The sequence below is a fragment of the Facklamia sp. P13055 genome (assembly GCF_050409445.1).
GTDB lineage: Bacteria > Bacillota > Bacilli > Lactobacillales > Aerococcaceae > Facklamia.
Map to the genome: position 1 here is coordinate 53,786 of NZ_JBNUPL010000004.1, position 20,794 is coordinate 74,579.

The 20,794-nt window shown below is 35.0% G+C and carries 22 protein-coding genes and 4 pseudogenes; 8 read left to right on the forward strand and 18 right to left on the reverse strand.

All coding sequences use genetic code 11. The features are described from left to right. Window positions 1-40 precede the first annotated feature (40 nt). From ACQV2O_RS02630 to ACQV2O_RS02650, 5 genes are all read right to left on the reverse strand, one after another. On the reverse strand, window positions 41-304 hold the full coding sequence (locus ACQV2O_RS02630) for a barstar family protein (RefSeq protein WP_428872727.1): 264 nt from the start codon (window positions 302-304) through the stop codon (window positions 41-43). A 13-nt stretch (window positions 305-317) separates the two neighbouring features. Further along, window positions 318-860 carry a ribonuclease domain-containing protein gene (locus ACQV2O_RS02635; protein WP_428872726.1) on the reverse strand — a complete coding sequence of 181 codons (543 nt, stop codon included), beginning with the start codon at window positions 858-860 and terminating at the stop codon, window positions 318-320. Between the two features lie 361 nt (window positions 861-1,221). Then, window positions 1,222-2,154, reverse strand: coding sequence for a metal ABC transporter solute-binding protein, Zn/Mn family (locus tag ACQV2O_RS02640; RefSeq protein WP_428874906.1), 933 nt, complete (start codon window positions 2,152-2,154; stop codon window positions 1,222-1,224). After that, window positions 2,151-2,990 (reverse strand): iron chelate uptake ABC transporter family permease subunit, encoded by an 840-nt coding sequence (locus ACQV2O_RS02645; RefSeq protein WP_428874907.1) that lies wholly within the window; start codon window positions 2,988-2,990, stop codon window positions 2,151-2,153. The genes ACQV2O_RS02640 and ACQV2O_RS02645 overlap by 4 nt, the downstream gene beginning before the upstream one ends. A 1-nt stretch (window position 2,991) precedes the next feature. After that, a complete protein-coding gene (locus tag ACQV2O_RS02650; protein ID WP_428874908.1) occupies window positions 2,992-3,723 on the reverse strand; it encodes a metal ABC transporter ATP-binding protein in 732 nt (243 codons plus the stop codon). A 229-nt stretch (window positions 3,724-3,952) separates the two neighbouring features. On the opposite strand from ACQV2O_RS02650, the gene ACQV2O_RS02655 reads away from it, so the two are divergent. Further along, window positions 3,953-4,606: a metal-dependent transcriptional regulator gene (locus ACQV2O_RS02655; RefSeq protein WP_428872723.1), complete on the forward strand. Its 654-nt coding sequence runs from the start codon at window positions 3,953-3,955 to the stop codon at window positions 4,604-4,606. A gap of 102 nt (window positions 4,607-4,708) precedes the next feature. Here ACQV2O_RS02655 and ACQV2O_RS02660 read toward each other — a convergent pair whose 3' ends face one another. The 7 genes and pseudogenes from ACQV2O_RS02660 to ACQV2O_RS02690 form a co-directional block, all read right to left on the reverse strand. Further along, a complete protein-coding gene (locus ACQV2O_RS02660) occupies window positions 4,709-5,647 on the reverse strand; it encodes a linear amide C-N hydrolase (RefSeq protein WP_428872722.1) in 939 nt (312 codons plus the stop codon). Between the two features lie 1,863 nt (window positions 5,648-7,510). Beyond that, a pseudogene (locus tag ACQV2O_RS02665) lies at window positions 7,511-7,741 on the reverse strand (hypothetical protein); the annotation flags it as partial. 60 nt (window positions 7,742-7,801) lie between these two features. Continuing rightward, window positions 7,802-7,948 carry a hypothetical protein gene (locus ACQV2O_RS02670; RefSeq protein WP_428874909.1) on the reverse strand — a complete coding sequence of 49 codons (147 nt, stop codon included), beginning with the start codon at window positions 7,946-7,948 and terminating at the stop codon, window positions 7,802-7,804. 95 nt (window positions 7,949-8,043) lie between these two features. Next, on the reverse strand, window positions 8,044-8,910 hold the full coding sequence (locus ACQV2O_RS02675) for a D-alanyl-D-alanine carboxypeptidase family protein (protein ID WP_428874910.1): 867 nt from the start codon (window positions 8,908-8,910) through the stop codon (window positions 8,044-8,046). A gap of 466 nt (window positions 8,911-9,376) precedes the next feature. Further along, window positions 9,377-9,469: pseudogene (locus tag ACQV2O_RS02680) on the reverse strand (hypothetical protein); the annotation flags it as partial. 61 nt (window positions 9,470-9,530) lie between these two features. Then, entirely contained in the window at window positions 9,531-9,719 is a 189-nt protein-coding gene (locus ACQV2O_RS02685; protein WP_428872716.1) for a FeoB small GTPase domain-containing protein, read from the reverse strand. 28 nt (window positions 9,720-9,747) lie between these two features. Next, window positions 9,748-9,888, reverse strand: a pseudogene (locus ACQV2O_RS02690) (FeoA family protein); the annotation flags it as partial. Between the two features lie 335 nt (window positions 9,889-10,223). Between ACQV2O_RS02690 and ACQV2O_RS02695 the strand changes: the two are divergent. The 4 genes from ACQV2O_RS02695 to ACQV2O_RS02710 are packed head-to-tail and all read left to right on the forward strand — an operon-like array spanning window position 10,224 to window position 13,329. Further along, window positions 10,224-11,183, forward strand: a complete 960-nt coding sequence (locus ACQV2O_RS02695; RefSeq protein WP_428872715.1) for a VOC family protein — start codon at window positions 10,224-10,226, stop codon at window positions 11,181-11,183. A 3-nt stretch (window positions 11,184-11,186) separates the two neighbouring features. After that, window positions 11,187-12,086, forward strand: a complete 900-nt coding sequence (locus ACQV2O_RS02700) for a VOC family protein (RefSeq protein WP_428872714.1) — start codon at window positions 11,187-11,189, stop codon at window positions 12,084-12,086. Window positions 12,087-12,099: 13 nt separating this feature from the next. Next, window positions 12,100-12,711 carry a flavin reductase family protein gene (locus tag ACQV2O_RS02705; RefSeq protein WP_428872713.1) on the forward strand — a complete coding sequence of 204 codons (612 nt, stop codon included), beginning with the start codon at window positions 12,100-12,102 and terminating at the stop codon, window positions 12,709-12,711. 9 nt (window positions 12,712-12,720) lie between these two features. Next, window positions 12,721-13,329: an alpha/beta hydrolase gene (locus ACQV2O_RS02710; protein WP_428874911.1), complete on the forward strand. Its 609-nt coding sequence runs from the start codon at window positions 12,721-12,723 to the stop codon at window positions 13,327-13,329. A 26-nt stretch (window positions 13,330-13,355) separates the two neighbouring features. Here ACQV2O_RS02710 and ACQV2O_RS02715 read toward each other — a convergent pair whose 3' ends face one another. After that, window positions 13,356-14,708, reverse strand: a complete 1,353-nt coding sequence (locus ACQV2O_RS02715; protein ID WP_428872711.1) for an MATE family efflux transporter — start codon at window positions 14,706-14,708, stop codon at window positions 13,356-13,358. Window positions 14,709-14,818: 110 nt separating this feature from the next. Beyond that, window positions 14,819-15,745: pseudogene (locus tag ACQV2O_RS02720) on the reverse strand (class I SAM-dependent methyltransferase). Between the two features lie 203 nt (window positions 15,746-15,948). On the opposite strand from ACQV2O_RS02720, the gene ACQV2O_RS02725 reads away from it, so the two are divergent. The 3 genes from ACQV2O_RS02725 (at window position 15,949) to ACQV2O_RS02735 (ending at window position 17,891) form a co-directional block, all read left to right on the forward strand. Then, window positions 15,949-16,356 carry a helix-turn-helix domain-containing protein gene (locus tag ACQV2O_RS02725; protein WP_428872707.1) on the forward strand — a complete coding sequence of 136 codons (408 nt, stop codon included), beginning with the start codon at window positions 15,949-15,951 and terminating at the stop codon, window positions 16,354-16,356. 11 nt (window positions 16,357-16,367) lie between these two features. Continuing rightward, window positions 16,368-16,709 carry a hypothetical protein gene (locus ACQV2O_RS02730; protein WP_090289173.1) on the forward strand — a complete coding sequence of 114 codons (342 nt, stop codon included), beginning with the start codon at window positions 16,368-16,370 and terminating at the stop codon, window positions 16,707-16,709. Between the two features lie 105 nt (window positions 16,710-16,814). Further along, window positions 16,815-17,891 carry a YeiH family protein gene (locus ACQV2O_RS02735; RefSeq protein ID WP_428874912.1) on the forward strand — a complete coding sequence of 359 codons (1,077 nt, stop codon included), beginning with the start codon at window positions 16,815-16,817 and terminating at the stop codon, window positions 17,889-17,891. A gap of 61 nt (window positions 17,892-17,952) precedes the next feature. Here ACQV2O_RS02735 and ACQV2O_RS02740 read toward each other — a convergent pair whose 3' ends face one another. From ACQV2O_RS02740 to ACQV2O_RS02755, 4 genes are all read right to left on the reverse strand, one after another. Further along, window positions 17,953-18,396 (reverse strand): hypothetical protein, encoded by a 444-nt coding sequence (locus ACQV2O_RS02740; protein ID WP_428874913.1) that lies wholly within the window; start codon window positions 18,394-18,396, stop codon window positions 17,953-17,955. Between the two features lie 168 nt (window positions 18,397-18,564). Next, window positions 18,565-19,101 carry a GNAT family N-acetyltransferase gene (locus tag ACQV2O_RS02745; protein WP_428874914.1) on the reverse strand — a complete coding sequence of 179 codons (537 nt, stop codon included), beginning with the start codon at window positions 19,099-19,101 and terminating at the stop codon, window positions 18,565-18,567. Window positions 19,102-19,128: 27 nt separating this feature from the next. After that, a complete protein-coding gene (locus ACQV2O_RS02750; RefSeq protein WP_428874916.1) occupies window positions 19,129-19,929 on the reverse strand; it encodes a TatD family hydrolase in 801 nt (266 codons plus the stop codon). A gap of 27 nt (window positions 19,930-19,956) precedes the next feature. Next, complete coding sequence (locus ACQV2O_RS02755) at window positions 19,957-20,697, reverse strand: tRNA threonylcarbamoyladenosine dehydratase (RefSeq protein WP_428872701.1); 741 nt, start codon at window positions 20,695-20,697, stop codon at window positions 19,957-19,959. Between the last annotated feature and the right edge of the window lie 97 nt (window positions 20,698-20,794).

Sequence of the window (20,794 nt, forward strand, 5' to 3'; positions counted from 1 at the left end):
TATTCTTAAAAAAGAGAAGACGATTGCCTTCCCAAATACTCTACCAATGAAGAGTCACTTGATGTTCCATTTCAATTGAAGCATCCCCAAACAAATCGAGCAACCAACGGCCATAATCATTGAGTTGGTCCAAAATTAAACGCGCACGGTATATTTCAATCTCTAAAGGACGGCTATCTCCTAGGACATCCCATAAAGCATCTAAATTATGACCCGTGTAGTGGGGCAAATTTAATCGATCAATCAAATAGCAATAAGTCGTCTCCTTGTCTGTAAAGGCTTGGCCATCTAATATAATTTTCATACTCTTCATCCTTTCAATAAAGCTGCTTAAAACTATCATAATGATCGTCAGTGTAATAAATCAGCCCATCATTAGAATACACGATTCGTTCAGATCCACGATGGTGACTGTACCCTGCTTGAATATCAGCTTCATAGTATTGCCTTCCTTTTTTCTTAGGTAATTTACCCTCTCGATTGCCAAATCGATTGCCACCAATCACATAAATCGGATCAGCAGTTGACCAGTTTTGCTTAGTTGCCTCTTCCTTAGTTATATAATTAGCTGGCAATCGATTATATTGATGAATATAGGCAGCGACTTGTTCTAGATTATAATAAAACGCTTCTTCTTGAACGACCTCGCTCGTATTTTCTTGGTTAAGCCATGGATCTGTTTCAACTTTTAATTCTGTAAAACCCTCTCGGCTTGTTTTACTGGAATCACTTGCTAACTGTTCACTGACTGGTTCTTCAGTGAATTCTTGCAAAAACTCTTCAACTTGTAAGCAGCCACTTAAAGAGATGGCTAGAAAAAGTATTAATAAGCTTAATAAATAGTTACATTTCGTTTTCATGCATTCCTCCAAAAATATTTCAGCAACATATAGATACTAGCATACTTTTCGCATATTTATTCTTTTTATTTAAGAGTTAAAGTTTTTTAATTATCGGTAGATTCTGGATTACTTTCAGCAAACACCACCACATAGATCTTGATTTTTGCAAGACAGGATATATTTGCTACTCATATCCAATTACCATATAAAAAACGGTCGAGTATAAATACTCAACCGCATTTTATTCTCCCTATAATATAATCTACCGAACACCTCATGCATCCGATGAACGTGTATAAGTAGAATGTTTCTTAATTTCTAATATATCCTAAGCTCTCCCTAAGATAAATGTAGTTAGTTCTGTTAGCAAATCTTATAATTATTCCGTTTCAAGAATACCACTCACAATATGGTCAACATTCCATTTGATCATTGTGATGTATGTATCTCCTTCTTCGCCTTCATTTGCTAATGAATCTGTAAAGATTTTCGATTTAACAGGAATTCCTGTTTCTTGAGAAACTGTCTCCATTGTTTTAGGATTGATTGATGTTTCAACAAATAAGGCTTTCACATCACGCTCATTAATAATATCTAAGATACGCTTCATTTGGTCAGGTGTTCCTTGATTATCTGTATTGATTTCCCAAATATAAGCTGCTTCAAAGCCATAGGCCTTAGAAAAGTATTTAAAAGCTCCTTCTGAAGTAACTAAGATTCGTTGATCTTCTGGAATTTTAGCAATTTCATCTTTTGCATATTGGTCTAGATCTTCTAATTCTTTGGTATAAGCTTCTTTATTTTTTAGATACTCTTCTTTATGCTCTGGATCAGCTTCAATTATTTTTTCAGCAATAAGATCAACATATTTAATGCCATTTTGTACGTCTAGCCAAGCATGAGGATCTTGCTCATTTTCTTTACCTTCAGCTGTTAAATGCATAGGTTCTACTTCTTCAGTCACCGCAAAAGCTACATCTTTTTTATCAGTTACATCAAGTAAATCATCAAACCAACCTTTTCCTGTTTCGAGGTTAAATCCGTTATAAAAAACGAGATCAGCTTCAGATACTTCTTGAGCATCTCCTGGTAACGGCTCATAGCTATGAGGGTCTGTTCCAATTGGCACTAAACTATAGACTTCTCCATGTTCTCCAACGATATTCTTAACCATATCAGCGATGATTGAATAACTTGCTACGATTTTTAGGCTTTTATCTTCAGCGGCTTGGGCTTTTACCCCCCCTCCAATTCCTGATAAGATAGTAGATAATAATAGAGTCAATGCAATAAATTTTTTAAATATTTTCATGATACTTTTTCCTTTCTAAAAAAATTGTTTTTTGGTGAAGCAAAAAATGAAATTAAGAAAACTAGTGAACCCAACAAGACAATTGCTGAACTCGTAGGCAGATTATTTTGGAAACTTATATATGTTCCGATTAGTCCCATTGAAGCTCCAATTATTGAGGCTAATAGAATCATATGGATTAGTTTATTTGTCCATAAATAGGAAGTCGCAGCTGGTATAACTAACATAGCAATAACCAACACAATTCCTACTTGGGAGAGTGAGGAGACAGTTACAACGGACAACATAAGCATTAATAAATAATGATAGAAATCCGTATTGAGTCCATATGCTTTCGAAACAACAGGATCGAAGGATGAAATTAATAACTCTTTATAAAAAAGACTTACAATAATAATCACAGCAACGAGTACCCAAAAAGATTGTTCTAACTCAGAATTCGGAACCGCTAAAATATTACCGAACAAGACGTGATTTAAATCGATTCCACTTCGTGCTTGACTAATTAAGATAATTCCTAAAGCAAAAAATGAACTTAAAATGATGCCAATCGCAGTATCACTTTTAATGTTAGATTTTTTTGAAATATATTGAATTAGAACAGCAGCAAAAATCCCAAAAAGCGATGCTCCAAACAACATATTAATACCAAACATATAGGAAAGAGCTACCCCAGGTAATACCGCATGCGATAATGCGTCTCCCATCAAGGCCATCTTTCTTAAAACAATAAAGCTACCTATAATTCCAGACACTACCCCTAAAAAAATTGCGGATAAACCTGCATTAATAACATAGGAAGGTAGGTCAAAGAGTTGAGAAAACACTTCTGTCATTTTAATCACCTAACCCTTTTATTTGAACATTTCCTAATGAGCCTCCGTAGGCTGCTTGAATATTCGCATTAGTAAACACTTCTTTAACTGCTCCCTCAGCGATGACTGATTTATTTAAAATTAAAAGTCGATCAAAGTATGACTGCACCTCATGAAGATCGTGATGGACCACTAATACCGATTTCCCATCACTGCGCAATTGCCTCAAAATGTCCACAATAATATTCTCACTTTTGAGATCAATCCCAACAAAAGGCTCATCTAAAAAGAAAACTTCTGCTTGTTGAGCCAGTGCTCGAGCAATAAACACCCTTTGTAGCTGACCACCAGATAGATTACTAATTTGTTTTTTTCGAATATCCTCAATCACTACTTGCTCCAAACAGTAATCCACAATTTCTCTTTCCTTCTTACCTGGTCTTTTAAACAATGGTAAATTAGGGTAAGTTCCTGTTAAAACAGTATCTTCAACTGTAATGGGAAAAGTTAAGTCTAAGTCACTTTTTTGAGGAACATAGGCAATTTTTCTTAATTTATTTTTAATGTCCTCGCCATTATAAGTCACTTTTCCACTGCTAGGAATAATTCCTAACATTGCTTTCATTAAGGTTGATTTTCCAGCGCCATTCGGCCCTATAATACCCTCACTGTATCCAAATGGGATATCAAGGTTCACATCGACTAGTGCTTTGTGCCCAAAATAATCAACATTCAAATGTTTAATTTGAATCATATATATATACTCCTTTCTTCACTAGTAAGAGTGTACACTATTTTTTAACTTTAAGCAATAAATTATTTAGGAGGGTCTAATGTTTTTGTTTTGTGATTGCTATATCATAATTTTGTTTGGTGAAAAACTATTTTAGTCTAGTTAATTGTAGTTGTGTTATACTAAATTTACTAAGAAAATTCACTAAGAAAGACTAAGGTATTAAAAGCTTATGAAAGAGGGAGAGATAATGAAACGATCCAATGTCAAAGAAAACTATCTTAAAGCGATTTTCAGTTTGAACGGTAGTGAAGAATATGTTTCAAATAAATTAATTGCGGACAGCTTAAATATTTCAGCTCCGTCTGTAACCGATATGATTAGCCGATTAGTTGAAGACAATCTTGTTGAATCTATCGCCTATAAAGGAGTGCGTTTAACCAGACAAGGATTAGAAAGTGCGATTAAGGTTGTGCGTAAACATCGCATTGCCGAACTTTTTTTAATGAAAATCTTAAAATATGACATCACGCAAGTTCACAACGATGCTGAAACTATTGAACATTTAGAAAGTGACTATTTTTTTGAGAAATTAGAAAAACTGCTAGATTATCCAAAATTTTGTCCTCATGGAAGTATTATTCCCACAATTGATAATTATCAAGAAGTTTATCGGACACCTCTATCATCATTTAGTGAAGGTGACCACCTAGTGTTTCGTCGCTGTATCGATAAACATGAACTACTAGAATACTTACAACAAATTAATCTTGAATTAAATCAAAGAATTCACCTAGATAAGATTGATGACACAAATCGTATTTTTATTTTTTCATATAACGATGATCAAACAGCCTATTTTAGTTTCGATATGGCAGAATTGATTTTCTGCGAAAAAATTTAATTTCTAAGACTATTAAAGATGAGTCTATTGGCAAATAAAATATACCCACTTTCGCATCCTATCACCATAAAAAAACGCTGGATAACTTCCAGCGTTTTTAATTTATTTAAGTGTTTGATAAGTAAATCCAGCCGGCAAGAATATAGCCTGTCTTCGATTTAAATCTTCGATGTCATCAAAAACTATTGAATAAACCATTTGATTTTGAGCGGATTGAATGGTCAACCTTCTTGATGGACTATCATAAGCAGATAAATAAACAGTATGTGTGTAAGAATGATATTTTTTGTTAGGGATAAAGCCTTTAGGTAAAGCAACAGAAGATAAGACGCGGTAAAGATTGCCAAAGGCAGACTGACTGTCATGATTATCAAGTGTTTGTTGTGCTAGATAATAAGCTTTTAAAAAACGTGATTTTGGATCATATCCACCAGGTAGGTCTTTAGCAGCATTAAATTGGTTCAAATTTTCTTGATTAAAAGTAGTTTGCAAGAGTTTTTGATGAGAAGGAAATTTTGGTGCATTGGTCATGACACCATAAGGATTTTGGTAGACTTTTAGTTTTTTCTTTTCAGGCTCAACCACAATGCAGTTTTGCTGACTGTCTGAAAACATAAAGTGGAAAATTGGTGTGATGACTTTATTTCCATTCATATCATGACTTGAGATGTGAACGGTCGGTAAAATCGCTAAGACTTCATCAACATTGCGACAATTACCTAAGATATAATTCATAAAATAAAAAGCAGAAACATTGTTCTTCTTTTTATCTACTTGATTATCATATAAGCCAAATCCTCCAAAATCATTGGTGATTCCAATCAGACCATGCTCATTGACCCCATCCTTTAAAGGGTCCATATTGCGAAAACCAACTCCAAGCATCTTATATTGAGAATGGTGAAAGCCGCCTAGCAAATTTTCAGCTACCGGATACCCCTTAGGCAAGTAAAGTATATTGTAGTCAACGGGTGCTTCCAGATCCATTGTTCGTCCTGCAACATGTCCGCCGGGGTAATTAATTTTAATTCCTGTACACATAGATATTTCCTTTCTATCTTTAGTATCAACCGACTAAATGATCAGCTCGAATTCTCAGTATAGCATTATTAGATCCGATAAGCGTTAAAAGTGCTTTTAAAAGATTGTTACTTTAAAAATTAAATAACAGAAGGCTTAGCTATGACGATTAGAAACTTCATATTTTATAGTCCATCACATTTCTCATTTAATTAGGACACATTATTGTCCAGTCAATTCCCAATAATAGCAGAGTATTAATCATTTTTGGCTGAGAAACTGTCTAAAAGTTGCTAGCTTCGATAAAATAGTAATCATTCTGAGGCAAAGTCACTGGAGTGAAGTCTATGAGATTGTGTGCAATCTCATATTATGAAAAACTTCTGAAAACAGTAGATAAAATAAAATCTGAAAGCTTGAACTTTATTTTAACCACAGGAGGGGGGCAGTCATTGGTGGGAGTAATTTATGACTGCTGCTTTTAATGGTAATCCTATCGATACCTTCTCAATCATCATTAGTAAAGTTTTAACGGTTAAAAAAGATCAGACGAGAAGAAAAAACAGCTATTGAAACCACACGCAATTTCTTCCAGCCAATTGGATTGCCTGCTAGCTTACAGAAATTGATCTTAAAGCATAATATATCAACTATCTAGTCAATTAACTTAAGGCCAATAAATTTACTAAAATTGGTGAACACAAAAATCATACGTTGAAAGTATCCAGAGCAATCTATAAAAAAGCTTTAAACTAGATAAAAACAGCCACATCAAAGTGGCTATAAGGTGATTCCAAAAAGTTAGAGTTAAAAACTAACTTTTAATGAATTCTTTTTTTCTAATTTTAAAATATTTTAGTGTTAGCTTCTATATTATTAGGTATTTTTGTCTTTCTTTGGTATAAGGAAAGTGATGAATGAAAAAAGAAGTTTTATAAAATAGCTGGTATTCTTACGGCTGTTATAAGTTTACTCACTTATTTACCTTTATTTGGTGGCTGTCCTCAGAGTATTCAAGCTAGTTAGCTGTCTTAAGTTGTAAAGTTAATATTTGTTTAAAGTAGTTTTCAGCTTTTGAGAACTACTTTTATTTTTTGATATTAAGCAAATAATTATCTATCACATAGTTCTTGTTTTTTTGCTTCTTCCTCCTTGGCTTTAGTTATCTTATATTCTAGTGTTTCTTTGTACTTGCTATCTATCAAAGTTTCCTCGTATCTTTCTTTTACTATTTTTTGTACGTCTTCTATCGATTTAGCAGACTTTCTCTTTACATCGTAAAAATCTTTATTATTTGCTGGTTTAAAAGCTGGTATATCTTCTTTTTTAGGTTTAACCTTCTTCTTAACTTTTTTGTTGTTTGTGTAGGTTCTTCTTTGAACAGATCGCTATAATCTTTGTTTCCGTCGTTTTCTACCACTTGTACGTTTATTAGAGACGTTTGTGTGATTGGTGAGCGTTTTATTGCTGACGATTTCTTTTGTGCAGTTTTCTTTCCTGCGGGCTTTGGTTGACCTTGCGTATTTCATTCAATAGCTAAGTGAAGTTTTTCTTTAGCATAAAGAGTTCCCAATTTATCAGCTCTTATTTTTTGCTCTATAAAATCTTCATCTATAAATTAATAGGATAAATTACCATGCTTTCGTTCCCTCGCATCTACTTTATAATTTAATAATATATCCTCTTTAAACTTCTTCATGGTCACAACTTCAGAATTGGCTAGGGATTCTAGGATTCTCTCTTAAATCGTCTTTCCAAACACATTTACCCTTGTCAGCAGTTTTAATTTCGCTAATCGTTCTACAATTAATCGCTTTATCTTTTGATAAGTAATTACATTCGCACCAAATTCTCCTAGTATTTCGTCGTGCTTAGGCTGTATATTTACCCAACGATTATTAGATCCTGATAGTTTGATACACCAATTGGATTCGGGTTGTTTATAACAATGTGATTATATAGGAATGCGTTTTCGTTGTCTGCTTGTGTAACTACTAAAACTTGTCGACCAGGGAACAGCCTTTGCCCCGTTTCTAAGTCTAGCTCATGAACTTTCTTTATGTCTTCGGGATTATCTACTATAAATTCACCTCTTGAAAACGATGGAATAGCGTTATAAGTTTGAACATTTTACCCTCATTAACATTGAAGCTATCCCACACTTTAGAAAAGATTCTAAAGCAGTTTCTGATAAACAATTAATTCCTGAAGCTTGCAAAACTCAATCCATATCTTCGCGATGGCTCTTTTCTTCCATCGCTCGTCACCCTTTTCCTTTTCTATTACTACCTTTAGTCGCCAGTCAAAATTATCTTTAGACATACATATGACCTCCTAATTCCGTGTTCGGATTTAGGAGGTCAGTACATTTTGAGAGTCCTTTTTAATATTATTTATAAGTTTTCTTCCGTTTTTTACTATAGTTCTGAAAGAATTTTAAGTGTATCCAGCACTTGTCCTTCTACTCGGTTATTAAGATCATTTAATTCTGAACCCATGACAACCACTATATATTCTTTACCATCTTTTTCAGCTAAAGTGGCCCAGCATAAGCCGGCTCCATAGGTAGTACCAGATTTGCCACCAGTAATCTCAAAACCGTCTTGATAAAATTCCCGCAATTTTTTGAAAACAGTACTTTCCATATAAACACCTGAGGGATGGGCATTAGTTGCCGTCGATAAATAGTCTTTACGTTTAAAGATTGCTTCAAAATGACCATTTTTTAAAGCTTCTTTCAATAACATAGCGATTTCCTTAGCAGTAGTTACTTGACCTGCTTGATCCATGCCATCCACGCTTTTAAACTTAGTTTTTTTTAATTTTAATTCTTCAGCTTTTTCATTCATCCACTTAATAAAAGTCTTTTTGGATCCGGCTACATTAAGTGCTAATGAATTTGCACTTTCAGCTCCTGAAGGAAGCATGGTGCCATAGAGCAAATCACGAAAAGTGGTTGACTCATAAGGATAATAACCCGCCATAGCTGCGCCTTCTTCTATGGCCTGATAGTAACTGGCTTCATCCACTGGAGCATAGGCTGATAGATTATCGATATGTTCTAGTGCAACAAGTGTTGTCATAATTTTTACTAAGGAAGCAGGTTTACGAGAGACGTTGGCTTTTAAAGACAACTCGGTTTTGTCTTCTGTCAAATTATAAACATAAATACTTTTAGAATAGTAAGCCTCCAAAGCCAGGACTTGATATGGATACAAAAGATTTACAAGACTGATCAGTGTAAGTATTATTATCGATTTTTTAAAAAAAGATAAATCTCGCATCCAAAACGCCCTCTCTATTTTATTATTTCTTTTTTAGAGTCTCATACTTTTCAAAGTCGGTCAAGTCAAGAACGGAAATTTCTATTTTAATTCAAAAACAGCCTAAACCAATATAAAGAGTAGAGCTGTTAGTTATTAATTTTTTTGAAATTTAACTTTGGCCTGAGCAATTTCTCTTTGAATAACTAGTCGCTCTTCATCAGATACTTTATCACAGGAACATCCTACTATATTGGTGGGTGTTTTAACATTCAATCCGGCCAAAGGACAATCCGTTGCAGTGCAAGATGTCCACTTGTTCTTTCCGGCTTTAAAAGATTACCATTCTTTTTTAGGAGATAAATTAACCTCCTACAATTATGAAAAGAATCATAAGGGTTTTAAAATTCATTAACAGAAATGAAAAGAACAACTCAATAAAAGAATTCTGATAAAACTATTGAATCTAATTCAATGCTTTTTTAACTTATGCTGCCCTATTCACTACAATAACTAGTGGGATTCCTAACTCTAATAATTGGATAGTTAAATAAAAACTTCTTTCAAATCTATTCCCATCTACTACATTTAAATCATATCAGCCTGCTCATCTAATAGATAATCGTGTGACAAAGTTTCTTTTATATAGGAAGGTAAAAAAATGCCTGGTAAATCAACGATGACCGTGGTAGGATTCGTTTAAAATTAGCCCTCTTTTTATCAATCGTCACGCCCGGCCAATTTCCGACCTTTTGATTAGATCCGGTGAGCAGATTAAAAAGTGTGGTCTTCCCACAGTTAAGATTAGCTAATAAGGTAATTTTACGCATGCTTCGCTCCTCCCGATAAAAGGGTTGTTTAAATTAATTTAGCTTCACTCTTACGAATCGAAAGTTGATAACCTCTCACTCGAATTTCGAGTGGATCTCCTAAAGGTGCCAATTTAACAAGCTCAATGATTGCATTTTTTGCAATTTCCATATCCCTAATGCACTTTCTAAATTAAGTTTCACTTTCTACTTTTATAAGCTTCGCTCTCGATTTGACTTTCAGCTGACTAAAAGCTACAAAATCTTCATTATCATAAGATAACATTTCGATCGTCACACTTTTAGCAAATTACAGACTGACTGCAAGACACATTCCTTATCAACATCACACTCTTAATTTATACTAAAACCATTCAATAAATAATAAAACAATGCGAAATGTAAAATTCGAGACAAAATGCTTGCATTTTCTGTTCATTCATGTTAAATTTAATTCGAATTCGAGATAACAAAATCGAATCTTATTAAATGCTTTGACTCTCTAAACTTAAAGGAGGAAATTTTATGAACAACTTATTAGGAATCCACCACGTGACAGCTATGACAAATAGCGCAGAAAGAAACTATGACTTTATGACAAAAACTTTAGGCTTACGTTTGGTTAAGAAAACAGTTAACCAAGATGATATCCATACTTATCACACTTTTTTTGCTGATGACCGTGGAAATGCTGGTACGGATGTAACTTTCTTTGATTTTCCTAACTTACCAGAAGGCGTTAAAGGAACAAACTCAATTTCCCGTATTGGTTTGCGTGTAAAATCTGATGAGGCTTTAGAATATTACTTAAAACGTTTTGAAGAAAAAAATGTTAAACATGAAGGTATTAAAGAATTATTCGGTAGCAAAGTATTAGCTTTTGAAGAAGAAGATGGCCAAGCCTATCAAATCTTCTCAGATGAAAATAATGAGGGTATCCCTGGAGGAATTCCTTGGAAAAACGGTCCTATTCCTGAAGAATTTGCTATTTACGGCCTTGGGCCTATTGAAATTACTGTCGGTTACTTTGAAGAATTCAAAGCTGCCTTAACAACTATCTATGAAATGCGTATTGTCGAAGAACATGACGATGTTGCACTCTTAGAAGTTGGTGAAGGCGGACACGGTGGTCAAGTTATTCTACGCAAAGACGTTGAAACTCCACAAGTGCAGCAAGGTTATGGACTTGTTCACCACGTATCCTTCCGAGTAGCCGATGACGAAGCGATTCAAGCTTGGGCAGATCGTTACCAAAAATTAGAAATTGGAAATTCTGGTTTGGTTGATCGCTATTACTTTAAGGCTTTATACGCTCGCATCGGTCACATTTTAATTGAAATCTCTACTGATGGACCTGGCTTTATGGGAGACGAATCTTATGAGAATCTGGGTGAAATCTTATCTTTACCACCATTCTTAGAAGGTCAAAGAGAATCAATCGAAAGTCAAGTTCGCCCATTTGATACTGTTTGGAAAGGGGAATAAATCATGGTTGATAAAATTCAAAGTATTCATCATATTAGTGCCATAGTGGGTAATGTGCAAGAAAACTACGATTTTTATACAAAAGTCCTCGGTTTAAAACTTGTTAAGCAAACTGTCAATTTTGATGACCCTTCTGTTTATCATACCTATTTTGCGAATTCGAAGGTTGATAATGGAACAATTATGACCTTCTTCCCATGGGATAATGACCATAAAGGGACAAAAGGCGGGGGGCAAGTCGGAAGAATTGCTTTTTCTATCCCTAAGGGCAGCCTCACAGCTTGGCAAAATCAATTAGAAAAACATGAGATTACTTATCATAAGAGTAATATGTTCTCTGCAGCCACTTTAGAATTTTCAGATCCTCATGATCTAGATATTGCTTTAGTCGAAGCTGAGACAAGCTCAGACAATAATGAAATTATCGGTTTCTATGGCTTGGTACTCCTATCTACCAACCCTCAAGGGACTCTTGACTTGTTAACACGTGAAATGGGGGCCAAATTGGTTGAAGAAGCTGACGAATACCTACACATCGAATTAAGTGGACCTGAAAAACACCGTGTGTTACTTTTAAAAAAGGCACAACCACTAGGACGTTTTGGCATAAGCACTGTTCATCATGTAGCCTGGTCAGTTGATCGATTGACTGACCTTCAAGCTTGGCATGACCATTTAAAAGAAGCGAATTATCATCTGACTCCTGTCAAAGATCGTAAATACTTTAAATCGATTTATTTAAGAGAAAAAGGTGGCATCATTTTCGAATTTGCTACTAAAGAACCTGGCTTCCAAGTAGATGAAGATTTCGATCATTTAGGTAGTCAATTAAAACTACCTGAACAGTTTGAGTCTAAGCGTTCAGAAATCGAGTCATCTTTGCCTAAATTTATAGTGGATTAGGCGAGTAGATAATATGTTATCTTATAAAGTTACAGACTTATCACCTAAAGATCAGTATAAGGTTTTAATTGGTTCAGTCATCCCTAGACCTGTTACAATGATAGCCACACAAAATGACGATCAAAGCTTAAATTTAGCACCCTTTTCCTACTTTAATATGGTAGCTTACAATCCACCCATCCTCATGGTGTCCATTCAAAGAAAAGGTAAGATGAAGGATACCGCTCGAAACATCCTAGCTAATAAAGAAGCCGTTTTCCACATCGTAGACCAAGAAAATTTACAAGAAGTCAATTTGACAGCTAGCAATTTGCCAAAAAATAAGAGTGAATTGGATTTAACCCAATTCACTCTTGCTAGCAGTCAAACAATTCAAACGCCTGGTATAGCTGAGATGAAAGTAAGGTATGAAACAGTATTACACCAACACATCGAGATCCCATCATCAAATGGTAAAGAAGTTTCAGCTGACTTATTCTTGATGCGAGTAGTACATTTCCATCTTTCTGAGGAAGTTTACCAGAATTCTTATGTGCTTGCTGATCAGTTAAAACCGATCAGTCGTTTAGCGGGTAATGATTATGCAACTTTAGGACAGACCATTCAACTTGAAAGACCAAAGTAGGAGGTAATTATGGAATATATCTATCACGCAGCTGATAATGCTGAATACACTTTTGTCCTGTTACACGGTACAGGAGGAGACGAAACTAACCTTATTCCTTTAGCCAAAGAAATCTCATCTTCAGCTAATATTCTCTCTATAAGAGGAACTGTTAACGAAAATGGAGCCCTCCGTTATTTTAAACGGAAGGCCGAAGGTCTCTATGATTTAGAAGATCTAGCGGAAAGAAGTGATGAGCTTGTTGAATTCATCAAAAAGATGAGTAGTGAAAAAGGATTTGATTTAAGTAAAGTAATATTTATTGGCTTCTCAAACGGATCTAATATTGCTTTAAATATCTTAATTCACTATCCAGAAAGCTTTAATAAAGGAATTTTATTTGCCCCACTCTACCCTATGGCCATTGATCAGCAGAAAGATTTGTCAAATCATCAACTCTTCTTATCCATGGGTGAGGCAGATCCAATCTGTAGTATGCAAGCAAACAATGACTTAATTAAAAAATTAACAAGCGTTCAAGCAGACCTATCCATTGAATGGGTACATACCCATCAAATTACGCCTCAAATTGTGCAAGATGCTAAAGATTGGGTGTCAAATTTAAAAGAGAATAATTAATTAATTTAAGCTCTACTTTCTTATGTCTAATTAGCATGAGACAGGTAGAGCTTTTTCCAATTCTTACGAGCTAATAAGTAAATAATTATTCCTTTTAAAGCAGTGGAAAGAGACATAGCAATCCAAACTCCAACCACACCATAATTAGGCATAAACAGCCAAGCAAATGGGATTCTCAACAAATTACAAACAGTATTCACAGTGGCAGGGGCTTGAGTATTTCCTAAACCGTTAAGGAAGCCACTTCCACCAATTTCAAAACTCATAAATAATTGGCTTAAACCAAAGACAAGTAAATAAACAGCTCCTAAAGCGATAGCTTGCTGGTCATCTGGTATAAATAGCTTGAAGAACTGCATTCTAAATACGATAAGAACTAAGGTCGCAAATGAACCAATGGCTAATAAGGAGCGAATGGTCGTTTGATAAATCCCTTCTACTCGTTCATAAAGTTTAGCTCCATAATTCTGCCCTACCATAGCCGTAATCGCTACTGCAAAACCTTCAGTGGTCATCCATGAAATGGATTCAATGTTTGACCCCACACTGGTAACAGCTAAAGGCATAGCACCATAGGAAGCAACATAACGATTTAGTAACACACTGACTAAAGCGTGTGCATTCGACTGAATAGAAGGTGGTAGTCCTACTTTAATGATTTGCCCTAGATTCTTACTGTTAAATGACCACAAGTGGATGCGACTGCGGTAAAGTAAATCTCCTTGGCGATAAATAGCATAAAGATACAAAATAAATACCATAAACTGAGCAAAAATAGTTGCCATAGCAGCCCCTTTAATCCCTAGGGCTGGAAGAGGCCCTAAGCCAAAAATTAAGATGGGATCTAAGATAATATTAATAACCAGTCCGAGAGTATTGACGGCAAAAGGTGTTTTACTATTACCTAAACTATTATAGGCTCCAGATATAACAGGGTTAATAAAAAATAAAAAAACACCCGAAGCAATCACAATCAAATATTCTTCAGTCAGTTGATTGACGTCATCTTCTAATTGGAAGAAATTAATAAAGGGATCTTTAAATAAAATTAAGAGGCCTCCAAAAGCAAGTCCCATTATAAGGGCTAACCAAAAACCATTGTTAATATAAGAGCGTGCTGTCTTTTCATCTCGTGCCCCATAGGCTTGTGCCGTCAGGACACTCATTCCAATTCGAGGGATCAACATCAAACTCGAAGCAATCCACAAAGCAAAGCCAACTTGTCCTGCTGCAGCTACAGCCTCAGTAGAGAGTCTTCCAATCCAGGCAATATCGGTTAAAGTGTAAGTCATTTGAATAAAAGCAGTTAACATTAAAGGCGTCGATAATTTCAACATTGTTTTAAATATCTTACCGTTTAATAAATCTAAATTTCTCATTGCTACTCCTCCATATCTCAATAAATAGTAACAAGTTGAAGCACTAATTACAATCACCAAAAACTTAGTGAAAGAAAAAAGATCTTTCAATAAGTTTTAATGGCTTCATTTTATTCCTCTAAGGACGTTGGTAGTAGAAATCTTCGTATCCCACTGTTTTGGCCCTTTTGATAAAGCACCCATCTTTTATCATACTTTTGATTGGTCTTTGCAATCATTTGTTCAATGTCTTTTTGTAATTCTTTTAAAAGGGGATTCTTGAATAATCTGTTCAATATTTCAAGATCACCGAGACGGTCGCTCTCAATCATCGCATGAGCCAAGCGATCACTTACTTGTGGATTATCCGGGGTCAAATGAGTCGTAACATAGGACATTGAGACGTCTTGGAAACCAAACTTTTCCATTGTTTGAGGCAATTCTTGCTCGTTTAATTTATACTTACCTAGTTGAAAAGTTTGGATACTATCATCTTGGCCGTTTGTTAAGACTTCAATCTGCTGCCAAAAGGTATTTTCATCTTCATTAAAAGAAAGCAAAGCCGGTGCTTGGTGAATGACCCCTTGAGCTTGACTGAGACAAAGACAGACTCCTCCGGATTTTAATAAATGATACTGTGTTTTAAAGAAAGTGTTTGTTTCAATGTGCTCAACCACTGTATTCGAAAGAATAACATCAAAACTATTTTCCTCAAAAGGAAGCTTATAAATATCACCCTCTAAAAATTAAACTTCAGGAATGTTTTCTTTAGCAAATTCTATGAAGTTGTGATCGCGGTCTAATCCAATTACATTGGCATTCGGGTACCAATCTTTTAATACCTGACATAAAGCACCCGGCCCACAACCTATTTCTAAAATTCTAAGAGGAAGTTTTTGATCGATATTAAAAATGGTTTGATAAGCATTGGCATTTTCCTTACTAAAACGTAGTTTACGACTAGAATAGAGCGTTTGAATTCCCTGTACTTGGTTAGACCAAAAATTTAACCTGTTCATTGTATCCCCCTCTTTTCGTTCCAACCTAACTTCAAACATGATATTTTGTGTTTTCAGATTTTTTAACAGAGCCTATTATATCATTTATTAGTAATTTTTGATTAAATTTGCCCATCAAGGTCTTAAAATGGATGATAGGGTCATGTAAAACATCTTTTCCACTATTATTTTACGAATGTAAAAGACTTTCGCTAGACATATCAAGTGAAAATGCTAAATTTAAAACAGAAGGAGGCGACATTATGAGTCTTGGCCAACAACTCAAAACAGCACGCTTGCATGCAAATTTAACTCAAGAAGAAGTTGCAGAAAAAATTGGGGTTACTCGGCAATCCGTTTCAAATTGGGAAAACGAGAAAAATTACCCTGATATTCGGAGTGTCATAGACCTTAGCAATCTTTATCAAATTAGTCTGGATCAATTGATGAAAGGAGACGAAAAATTGATTAATCATTATCAAGAAAGTTCAAATGTAGTTCGTAGTAACAAACATTTATTTAAGATTATTTTAATTAGTTTAACTATCATCTTAGCACTATTCATACTCCATCACCTGATGCCTAACCATGTCGAATGGCTACTTGCTATTTTTATTATAATGGCCATAACGGCAGGAATCATTATTCATGAAATCATTCAAAGAATATAGGAGGCGTAAAAATGAATGAAACTATCAAAATATTTATAATTGTAATTGTCGCTACCATTGCGCTAGCTTCTGGCAGCTTATTAGCTTACTTCATCTATAAAATGACTATTATTGATGCTAAGGCGCGAGGGTTAAAACATCCCAAATTTTGGGGTATTTTTAATATCGCTGGAAACAACTCTTCAAATATCATACTCTATCTTATCGGCAGAAGGAAATTTCCTAAAGATAAACTCACTTCCTATGATCAACTCTTAATGAAGCAATATAAAAGAGAAGCTAGTATATCTCTTATTTGCCACCTTTGTGGGACGATTATCCTACTTATCTGCATTGTTTATTTCTATGCCTAACTAGTTCGCCTATCTTTATTAGAAAAAGTAGGGTTTTTGTTATTTTATTAATTAATAAAGTTTGGTAGGATAGATGTGATATAAAATTAAAGGAGATCTCTTTACATGAACTCAGTAAAAAATAAACTTCCAGGACTTCTTTTATGTTTCTTGATTGCTATTTTTGCTAGCCTTTTAGCTAGTGTATCGATTGGAAACTTTTCACTGGCGATTATTGGAGCACCCGTCTTTGCTATCTTAATAGGCATGATCATCAGTCTCATTCAGCCCCAATTAGCTAATCATGCCATTTTTCATCTCGGTATTCGCTTTTCAGCGAAAAATATCCTACAATGGGCAGTTGTTTTATTAGGTTTCTCCTTGAACCTCTCAATGATTATTAAAGTTGGTAGCAAAAGCTTACCTGTAATAGTTGCTACTATCTCGATTGCGCTACTGGTTGCTTGGTTCTTTCATAAGCAATTTAAGATGGAAACGAAATTAGCGACTTTAATTGGGGTCGGATCAGCTATTTGTGGAGGTTCTGCAATTGCAGCCACTGCTCCAGTTATTGAAGCAGATGATAAGCAAGTTGCTCAGGCTATTTCAATTATTTTTATTTTTAATGTACTGGCTGCTTTGATTTTCCCTACTTTAGGTTATAACTTAGGATTAGGAACAGAAGGTTTTGCTATCTTCGCAGGTTCTGCAGTTAATGACACTTCTTCAGTGACTGCCGCAGCAGCGACAGCAGAAAGCTTCTATCAAGTGGAAGGCATCCTATCTGCTGCAGTAACGGTCAAATTAACACGAACACTAGCCATTATTCCCATTACGATAGGTCTATCTTTGATGCAAGCTCGTAAGGAAAATGAACACGCAAAAGCCACTATTTTTCACTTACTTCCTACATTTATTCTCTATTTTATTTTAGCTGCCTTAGTCACTTCCATAGTGGACCTTCTTCCAACAAATGCATTTACCTATAGTTACGTCGAAAAGTTTGTTCCCCTGATAAAAACTCTCGCTAAATTTTTTATCAGTATGGCTATGGCGGCTATCGGGTTAAACTCTCAATTAAGTGAACTAATTAGAGAAGGAAAGAAACCCATTTTACTTGGCCTCTCTTGTTGGATAGCTATCAGTCTCGTTTCACTAACCGTTCAAGCTCTAACCGCTACTTTTTATAGTAATCTTCCTTAATCAAAAACGGTTAACTAGTAGAATTATCTAGTTAACCGTTCTTTTCTATTTAATTAACTGCTTAATTTGAAAAGAACCATTTTTGATAGCCCTTATCAATCAATAGGCTCACGAGCATTTGAATAATCATAGAGATAAAAACTGTTAAGGGAAGCCCCTTTAAAACATCCAAAAAAGCTTGGCCGTTTATGCCCACTTCCATCCATACTCCAAGAAAGCCCATGACAAAAGAAAAGATCAAGGCGGGTGGGAATTGTCCCACTACGAATTTTAACCATTCTGGATGCTGGATACCTAGTAATTCATTGAATTGCTCAGACATTTTTGGTATATCAAGAAGATACGCCCCAAGAATTACTGAAACGGGTAAAAGAACAGATAGTTTAACTAACATTTCAGGGAATACGACTTGCCCCTGCATGGCAGTCATAATTAAGGGCATGATAATTCCAAGATGAACGGGAAAAGCAAAGCGTTTAAATGTTTCAAAGTTTATCGAATGCAAAATAATGTCACCTTTCTAATTGTGTTTTTAACTTTTTTACTCTAACAAATACCTTAAGCCCTTTGCAAGTTGTTTTTAACGATTCACCACATACTTTGTCTTTAACTCATCATTTTCTAGTTAAGTATGCTCAAAAAATAGAACAATTTTTGAAAAGATAATACTTCATTATTCATCCCTTAGCTCTATCCAATACCTTTGATCGACAGTGCCATCAGGATAAACTACTTCATTTTCTAAAACGCCACCATTTTTTTGAATGGATTTCGCGGACCCAATATTTTCTTTATTACAAATCATTAAAACCCTTTTTATACCGATTCGTTTACACTCTTTTAGTGCTAAACCTATCATTGCTGTGGCATAACCTTTGCGTCGCTCACTCGGTCGAATACCGTCTCCTATATGTCCACCCTTTAGTAAAAGGCCATCATTTAAATAATGGCGAATATTCACTGCCCCTACCAAAACATTCCGATTGCGGTCGAGACAAAAAAAGGTCGAATCCGGTACACGGTCTGAGTGTACAGCTTCTTTATCTTCTATACTCTTAATATATCCTCCAAAATCATGTGGATCATGACGAAAGATGGCCGATGGCGAACCATCTGTTTGATTTTTTTCTATATCTTCTTTCCATTCTTCGATCATCTCAATTAATAGTAGCTGATGTTTTTTCTCTAACTTAACAAGTTCGATATTCATATTAGGCTTATCCCTTTCAAAGTGATTTTATACTTTATAAATTTTGGCTTGCGTCCTAGCGATAACTGGTCCCATCTCTTCTTGTCGGATGGCTGATAAATCTATGACGGTTTGCCTAAGAAGTTCTTTTAAAGATTTAGCCATATGCTGAACTTCTTTTCTATCACAAATAATCTTATCCTCCCTTGGCCAATCACTCTCAAGTAAAATGTGATCTCCAGCTATTTGTTGAACATAGGCGCGTCCTTTTTTTGTATTTAACATCGTCGGATGAACAGATAGATAACCTCCTTGATCTCGATGTCTGGTTAATTGATCACTGGTTCCATTAAAGCGGTGTAAAATTGCCGTAATATTCTTAGCAGAATGACTTTCTATTAAGTCCAATACTTTTGAAGCTGATTGTACTGCGTGGATTGATAATACATAATGATTATTTAAACGCTCAGCTAATAGTGATAGAATGTTTGAGAAAACATAAATCTGTAAGTCCTCATCCGCTTTTTCCAATCCATTGGTCGAAAAATCTAAACCGACTTCTCCTATTAAAAGAGATTGGTCTAATTCTCCTTGAAAGATAGCTAACTCCTTATTCGCTTGTTCCTTAGACTTAATCCACCAAGGATGAAAACCTAAAGATAAATAAGGCAGAAACTTTTGATCACAATCCATTTTTTTGAGGCTATCCTTTAACTCAATAAAACCTGAGGGTGTGACAGTTTGAGCCACAATTTTAAGCTTTTCTTTAGCAATTGTTTCTAAAAATAACTGACGAGCCTGTTGATCTTTTATAAAATCAAAGTGATAGTGACTATCTAATAAATTCATAGTCTCTCCTCTCCTTCTTACTTCGATTTACCAAACTTTATATTCTTCCTTCCCTGCCAAACGTCGGATCACTTTTCCTGCTAGCATCATTCCCATAATTGGTGGCATATAGCTCATCGAACCTAAGGTTTGTGATTTTGTATTGCCAGTAGGATTTTCAACTTTGAAGGGTTGTTCATTAGAATAAAGAACCTCTAAATTTTTAATGCCTCTTCTACGGCACTCTAGACGTATAATCTTTGAAAGGGGACAATAAGAGGTCTTTTCTATTTTACTAAAGTTTAAGTAAGTCGGATCTAATTTATTCGCTGCCCCCATAGATGAAATTAAGGGCAATTTTTCTTTTTGACAAAAGGCTGCAATTTCTAATTTTTGAGAGATAGTATCAATACAATCAATTATATAATCCACTCCTACTAGATCAGTTAAAATTTCCTCAATATTTTCTTTGGTTAGAAATATTTGACGGGCATCCACTTGGCAGTCCGGATTGATTTCAGCGATCATCGCTTTCATAACATCTGCTTTAACCTTACCCACGGTTGATGAAAAGGCTAAAGCTTGACGATTAATATTGCTTTCTTCAATAATATCTCCATCAATTATCGTTAAATAGCCTACTCCTCCTCGAGCTAACGCCTCAGCACAAGCAGAACCTACTCCGCCTAGCCCCAATACTACCACTCTTGATTGAGCTAACCGACTTAGGCCCTCTTCTTTTAAGAGCAGGCTCACCCTTGAGAGTCTTGTTGGTATTTTTGCTTCCATAACATCATCCTTAATCTTTTAAGTTTATTAGCTGCTTTTTTATTATAACACCATCGCTCTAATTAGATCTTATTAAAAGAGGTGGTCATAAAGATCA

Bases quoted from the DNA above. Each gene is read 5' to 3' on its own strand.
- ACQV2O_RS02630 (WP_428872727.1), bottom strand. From the start codon at position 304: ATGAAAATTATATTAGATGGCCAAGCCTTTACAGACAAGGAGACGACT.
- ACQV2O_RS02635 (WP_428872726.1), bottom strand. From the start codon at position 860: ATGAAAACGAAATGTAACTATTTATTAAGCTTATTAATACTTTTTCTA.
- ACQV2O_RS02640 (WP_428874906.1), bottom strand. From the start codon at position 2,154: ATGAAAATATTTAAAAAATTTATTGCATTGACTCTATTATTATCTACT.
- ACQV2O_RS02645 (WP_428874907.1), bottom strand. From the start codon at position 2,990: ATGACAGAAGTGTTTTCTCAACTCTTTGACCTACCTTCCTATGTTATT.
- ACQV2O_RS02650 (WP_428874908.1), bottom strand. From the start codon at position 3,723: ATGATTCAAATTAAACATTTGAATGTTGATTATTTTGGGCACAAAGCA.
- ACQV2O_RS02655 (WP_428872723.1), top strand. From the start codon at position 3,953: ATGAAACGATCCAATGTCAAAGAAAACTATCTTAAAGCGATTTTCAGT.
- ACQV2O_RS02660 (WP_428872722.1), bottom strand. From the start codon at position 5,647: ATGTGTACAGGAATTAAAATTAATTACCCCGGCGGACATGTTGCAGGA.
- ACQV2O_RS02670 (WP_428874909.1), bottom strand. From the start codon at position 7,948: ATGTCTAAAGATAATTTTGACTGGCGACTAAAGGTAGTAATAGAAAAG.
- ACQV2O_RS02675 (WP_428874910.1), bottom strand. From the start codon at position 8,910: ATGCGAGATTTATCTTTTTTTAAAAAATCGATAATAATACTTACACTG.
- ACQV2O_RS02685 (WP_428872716.1), bottom strand. From the start codon at position 9,719: ATGCGTAAAATTACCTTATTAGCTAATCTTAACTGTGGGAAGACCACA.
- ACQV2O_RS02695 (WP_428872715.1), top strand. From the start codon at position 10,224: ATGAACAACTTATTAGGAATCCACCACGTGACAGCTATGACAAATAGC.
- ACQV2O_RS02700 (WP_428872714.1), top strand. From the start codon at position 11,187: ATGGTTGATAAAATTCAAAGTATTCATCATATTAGTGCCATAGTGGGT.
- ACQV2O_RS02705 (WP_428872713.1), top strand. From the start codon at position 12,100: ATGTTATCTTATAAAGTTACAGACTTATCACCTAAAGATCAGTATAAG.
- ACQV2O_RS02710 (WP_428874911.1), top strand. From the start codon at position 12,721: ATGGAATATATCTATCACGCAGCTGATAATGCTGAATACACTTTTGTC.
- ACQV2O_RS02715 (WP_428872711.1), bottom strand. From the start codon at position 14,708: ATGAGAAATTTAGATTTATTAAACGGTAAGATATTTAAAACAATGTTG.
- ACQV2O_RS02725 (WP_428872707.1), top strand. From the start codon at position 15,949: ATGAGTCTTGGCCAACAACTCAAAACAGCACGCTTGCATGCAAATTTA.
- ACQV2O_RS02730 (WP_090289173.1), top strand. From the start codon at position 16,368: ATGAATGAAACTATCAAAATATTTATAATTGTAATTGTCGCTACCATT.
- ACQV2O_RS02735 (WP_428874912.1), top strand. From the start codon at position 16,815: ATGAACTCAGTAAAAAATAAACTTCCAGGACTTCTTTTATGTTTCTTG.
- ACQV2O_RS02745 (WP_428874914.1), bottom strand. From the start codon at position 19,101: ATGAATATCGAACTTGTTAAGTTAGAGAAAAAACATCAGCTACTATTA.
- ACQV2O_RS02750 (WP_428874916.1), bottom strand. From the start codon at position 19,929: ATGAATTTATTAGATAGTCACTATCACTTTGATTTTATAAAAGATCAA.
- ACQV2O_RS02755 (WP_428872701.1), bottom strand. From the start codon at position 20,697: ATGGAAGCAAAAATACCAACAAGACTCTCAAGGGTGAGCCTGCTCTTA.